General features: G+C 33.6%; 8 protein-coding genes and 1 pseudogene. All 9 read left to right on the plus strand.

Translation table 11 applies throughout. The annotated features are described in order from the left end of the window. Positions 1–765: pseudogene (locus AC1DSL_RS15325) on the plus strand (ribonucleoside-diphosphate reductase subunit alpha); the annotation flags it as partial. Next, complete coding sequence (locus AC1DSL_RS15330) at positions 765–1,214, plus strand: flavodoxin domain-containing protein (protein ID WP_477532841.1); 450 nt, start codon at positions 765–767, stop codon at positions 1,212–1,214. The pseudogene AC1DSL_RS15325 and the gene AC1DSL_RS15330, both read left to right, overlap by 1 nt. Continuing rightward, the gene (locus tag AC1DSL_RS15335) at positions 1,204–2,250 is read left to right on the plus strand and encodes a ribonucleotide-diphosphate reductase subunit beta (protein ID WP_477532842.1); all 1,047 of its coding nucleotides are present in this window, start codon (positions 1,204–1,206) and stop codon (positions 2,248–2,250) included. The genes AC1DSL_RS15330 and AC1DSL_RS15335 overlap by 11 nt, the downstream gene beginning before the upstream one ends. An 18-nt stretch (positions 2,251–2,268) precedes the next feature. Next, positions 2,269–2,511, plus strand: a complete 243-nt coding sequence (locus AC1DSL_RS15340) for a thioredoxin family protein (protein ID WP_477532843.1) — start codon at positions 2,269–2,271, stop codon at positions 2,509–2,511. Positions 2,512–2,546: 35 nt separating this feature from the next. Further along, a complete protein-coding gene (locus AC1DSL_RS15345) occupies positions 2,547–3,164 on the plus strand; it encodes a pyrophosphohydrolase domain-containing protein (RefSeq protein WP_477532844.1) in 618 nt (205 codons plus the stop codon). Between the two features lie 60 nt (positions 3,165–3,224). Further along, the gene (locus AC1DSL_RS15350) at positions 3,225–3,806 is read left to right on the plus strand and encodes a sigma-70 family RNA polymerase sigma factor (RefSeq protein WP_477532845.1); all 582 of its coding nucleotides are present in this window, start codon (positions 3,225–3,227) and stop codon (positions 3,804–3,806) included. 57 nt (positions 3,807–3,863) lie between these two features. Further along, complete coding sequence (locus AC1DSL_RS15355) at positions 3,864–4,709, plus strand: thymidylate synthase (protein ID WP_477532846.1); 846 nt, start codon at positions 3,864–3,866, stop codon at positions 4,707–4,709. 60 nt (positions 4,710–4,769) lie between these two features. After that, a complete protein-coding gene (locus AC1DSL_RS15360) occupies positions 4,770–4,988 on the plus strand; it encodes a hypothetical protein (RefSeq protein ID WP_477532847.1) in 219 nt (72 codons plus the stop codon). Positions 4,989–5,064: 76 nt separating this feature from the next. Next, on the plus strand, positions 5,065–5,457 hold a 393-nt coding region (locus tag AC1DSL_RS15365), incomplete at its 3' end, for a hypothetical protein (RefSeq protein ID WP_477532848.1).

The following is a 5,457-nucleotide window of genomic DNA, read 5'->3' on the forward strand; positions in this document are numbered from 1 at the left end:
ATGTTAGACAACACAATTGATGTAAATAAGTTGCCCGTCGAACAAGCTAAACGTACTAATAAACGATATCGTTCAATTGGTTTAGGTGGTTTTTCTTATCATCATTGGTTAGCCTTAAAAGGTTTGCATTGGGCTACTCTTGAAGCAATCGAAGCTACTGACCATTTGTACGAGAAAATTAACTATCTAACTATAAAAGCTTCTCATGAATTAGCAGTAGAAAAAGGTTCATATCCACTATTTGAAGGTTCAGATTGGAATACAGGAGAGTATTTCGAGCTACGTGGTTACGGAAAACAAGATGACAATAACCGTTTAGTTAGCAACGAGCAGTGGATTAAATTAGCAAACGATGTCACTACAAAAGGCATTCGTAATGCATACCTTCTTGCTACAGCACCAAATGGTTCAACTGCAATCTTAACTAATGGTACTCCAACGATTGATCCAATTTTTAACCAATTCTACTATGAAGAAAAGAAAGACTATAAGATTCCAGTTGTTGTTCCTGATTTAAATCCTGCAACAAACTTCTATTATAATAACGCATTTAGTTTAAATCAACATGGCTCAATTAAACAAGCTGCGGCAAGACAGAGACATATTGATCAGTCACAATCATTTAATCTATATGTTAAGAATGACATTAAAGCTAAAGAGTTGCTATCACTTCTAACTGAAGCATGGGAACAAGGTCTGAAAACAATCTACTATGTACGTTCAACCACTACGAACATTATAGAATGCGAACACTGTGGATCGTAATGAAATACGCAATTGTTCATGTCTCATATGGTGGAAACACTAGAGACTTGGCTAATTATTTAGCTAATCTACTTGAATTGTGTGGACATTTAGTTCACACATATTCAGTTCGAGATAAACTGGATTTAAATCAATATGATTATATTCTATTTGGTAGCTTAACTTGGACTAACGGAAGCCTTCCAATACAAATGAGGAAATATCTTAAGCGAATATTAATTGACACTTCATATGAATTTAAATATTGTTCTGTATTTGGGACAGGAGAAACTCAATGGGGAGAAAAGATGTATTGCAAAGCTGTTGACGAGATGGAATATCACCTGAAAAAACATAGAAAAATTGTTCAAATGAAATTAAAAATTGAACAAAATCCAATCGGAAAAGAAATGCAAACTATTAAATTTGTCCAAGAATTAATGAAAGAGGTAGAAATTATTGAACATTAATCGTGTAAAGCTATTTGATCCATCAAAACAAAATAGACCAAATGCAATAATTAACGGAGAATCAAGTGGTGTGTTGAACTGGGATGACATTAAGTATCCTCAATTTTATAGTATTTATAAGGCTTTATTAGCTAACTTTTGGACTCCATTTGAAATAAATATGACATCTGACTCAAAGCAATATAAGAGTGATTTAACTGAAGCTGAACGAGACGCATTCCGAAATATTATTGGATTGTTGGCAATTTTGGATTCAGTTCAACCAAAATTTTTCAGTGGAGTCCAGAACTATTTGTCTGATGACTCTATCCGTGATGCATTAATTGTAGCTGCTCAACAAGAAGTAGTACACAACCATTCATATTCATACACTTTATCTTCCGTAGAGGATGAGAAAAATCAAGATATTGCATTCCAAGTTGCCCGTACCGAGAAAGAAGTATATGAACGTAACGCTCTCGTCATTGAACATTACGAAAATTTTTTAAATGACAACAATCTTGAAAACTTAATCAAAGGTTTGATCGCTTCAATTGTATTAGAAGGTATTAATTTCTATTCAGCTTTTGCCTTTTTCTACAATTTAGCAAGACATCAAAAAATGGTTGGGACATCTACCATGATTAGTTATATTCAAAGAGACGAGTTGGTGCATCAATTTTTAGTGGCTCAGGTTATTAAGCTATTAATTGAAGAAAATAAAGACGAAATTACCTTTGATGTTACGGAATTTTCACACGAGCTATTTAAGGATGCTGTTAAAAAAGAAAACGAATGGTCTCGACATGTACTAGCAGATATCACTGATATCGATTTAGATGAAATGGAAGGATATATCAAATACCGAGCTAATAAATGTCTTTCAATGATTAATGTAACACCAATTTATGAAGATGTTGATGAGAATTCAATGAAATGGATTAGAGCATATGTTAGTGAAGGAGTAGATCAGGACTTAACAAAAACTGACTTCTTCGAACAAAAATCAAGACAGTACGCAAAAATTAATGATGACAATGGATTTGACGACCTATAAAATTGGAGGAAATAAACAATGACAAAACTAATTAAACTTTACAAAGATAATTGCAATCCTTGCACTATGGTAGACGGACTATTAAAAGATGCAGGGGTTGAACATGAATCATTTAATATTATGCAGAACACTGATTTAGCTGTAAAGTACGGAATCATGTCTGTGCCTGTAGTTGTTTTACTAGATGACAATGGAAACGAAATCGCACGCTCTACTGGCTTCAATCCACCAGAGCTAAACAAATTAATCGCACAACTTTAATAAATAAATTATAAACAAAAGGGGATATTCAAAGTATGACATTCGTAAAAATTCAGTTAGGTGACATCGTATTCGATAAGCTTCAGAAGATTGACGGTAAGGTTGCTTTTATTAATCATCAAAACAATACTGCAAAAGTTGAGGTAATTACTAATCAGAACAAGGAGACAGGTGAGAGAACTACGAAGCTAGTTGAATCCAAGTTATTTAATCTGGTAGTAGTTGAAGGAACAAAAAAACTTAAACACGACTTTAACTTATGGCACACATGGGTAAAAACATTCCATCAAACTTTCGGTCAACCATCTCCAGATAAGCCAACGATGTTAACTCTTGAACGTATCAAAGCTCGTAACTCATGGATGATTGAAGAGTGTGAGGAAATGGAAGAAGCTAAAACACTTGAAGACCAAGTAGATGCAGCAATTGATAAGCTATATTTTGCATTAGGAGACTGTGTTGAATTAGGAATCAAACCTCATAATCTGTTGAAGATTGTACAGTCAGCAAATATGGGTAAGTTACACAATGTAAATGGCAAGATGATCCCCGTTTATAAGGAAGATGGCAAGATTAAAAAACCTGACAATTGGGAAGCAGACTTCGCACCAGAACCATTTTTAGTTAAAGAAATTGAGCGTCAGCTTAAATAAATTATAAAAACAGAATAGAGGAGGGGTAACACCCTTCTCATATTAATTAGGAGGAAGAATATGCAGAGATTAGACAGAGATGCAGAGAAATTATATATGCAACATGAGAAATTAGTCAAAGAAACACTTACATGGAACTTTCCCAATCATCAATCATTTGCAAAAACACATGGATTAGAAAAAGATGACTTGTTGCAACTAGGTAAAATTGGACTGTTTAAAGCAACTAAAGACTACAATTCTGCAAAAGGTGCTTCATTTGAAACTTATGCGAGAAAGAAAATCCTCTACACAATTATGACTGAGGCAAAGAAATACAGTATTAACAATAAAAATAATCGCACATATGATTTAGCTGAGAAGACTTCAATGGAGTATCCACTAGCAACAACAGATGGAGATGTAGTCGATTTACATGATGTAGTGGAAGCTGACAATAATTCATTTGATGAAATTGAATTAGATATGATGATTAAAGAAATATCAGAACTTGTATCAGAGGATGTAGTAGAAGCTGTAAAAATGAGATGTTACTTATACACCTTTGAAGAAATTGGTACAGTATTAGAAATGTCGCCTCAAGGTGTACAAAAAATGCTGAAAAAGAATCGGGAAGTTTTATCCAATTACTTACTTGCTTAAACTTAATTAGTAAATTATAATGTTATTATACATTTAGAATATATTGGAGATGGTGAATTGAGCTACATTGACGACATTTTTATTATAGATTTACAGGACATTTTAGGACAGGAATGGGAATCTGATAACCGAGCAAAGTGGAAAGATGGTTCTCCTGTTAAAACTAAACGCATTATTCAAAGTGTGAATACCTATGACTTATCAAAAGGGTTTCCTATTATGTCATTGCGTGAAATCAACTGGAAGCTACCAATTGATGAAATCATTTGGATTATGATTCAACAGTCTAATAACATTAAAGATTTGAAATCAAAGATATGGAATAGTTGGGCAAATGATAAAGGTGAGATTGCTAAGGCTTATGGTCATCAAATTGGAAAGCCCACAATGGGACATCCAAGTCAATTACACTATGTTATTCATGAGCTAAAGACCAATCCTACTTCAAGACGGATTATGATGAACATGTTTAATGCTGAGGATCAATTAACTAAAGCAACTGAAAGTCTAATTGAATGTGCATATGCTACTCATTTTTCAGCAAAAGGTGGCAAACTGCATATGACATTAATTCAGCGCAGTGGAGATTTTCTCACAGCAGCAGGAAGTGGTGGATGGAATCTTACTCAATACGCTTTCTTACAACATGCAATTGCACAAGAAGTTGGACTATCTGTAGGCAACCTAACTCACTTTGTACAGGACTTGCACTTATATAATAAGCATGATGAACAGGCGTTAGAGTTGATGAACAGATACTTTAACTCTGAAGATCATTTCTACAATGAATTGCCGACATTAAAAATTGCAGATAAACCCATATTTGAATTGACTGCTGATGATGTTGAATTAATTGGCTACAATCATATGGGCAAAATCAAACGATTGGATGTAGCGATTTAAAAAGCAAGTTTTATCACCATTTAATATTAGGCTGCGACCTACACAAAAGGAGTAAAGAAAATGACAAAAAAATTCCATGTGTTTTTTGTTGAGAATGGACTTACAGATGATGCAAAATTATCTGACGTGCAATATCTTCCATTAGTACCGAATAGAGGCGATATTTTAACATGGCAAGGAAAAACTTATTCTATTGATGCTGTTGCACATGAAATTAGAGACAACGAAAAGATTGGCTATGTAGTCTATCTATATATTAGTGAAGCTAAAAAAGGATAGAGAATAGACAATAGAAAACTCTGGGATGGCTTAATCGAGTCGTCCCAATCTTTTAAACAAATAGATGATTGGGGGATTGGAAATTGCTATGGAGAATGTCAAGACTGTCATTGATGAATGTGCAGTAATTTTGAGCAACATCTCAGACTTAGATTACAAAACGACAAAAGAAATTTTGTTTCAAATAAAAAATGAATTTGACATAGAAACGAGAGAAGGAATTTACGGCTTTGTAAATAATTTAAATGAGCTTCAGAATAACTATCCAGTTCCTTTAAGTTGGCTTAGTAAACCAACTATAGAGCAATCAATAAATTTTAGCGTTTCAGCATATCAGGCGATTAATAGCAATAAATTAACTCCAGAATCAGGAGAGTTTTTGATACATGCTATGAAGTCAATTTACGACATGCGGTCTGATGAAAGTTTATTAAGAATTAATGAGAGTAAAAGGATATCAGAATTATTA

The organism is Paenisporosarcina sp. P4_D4, from assembly GCF_056401835.1.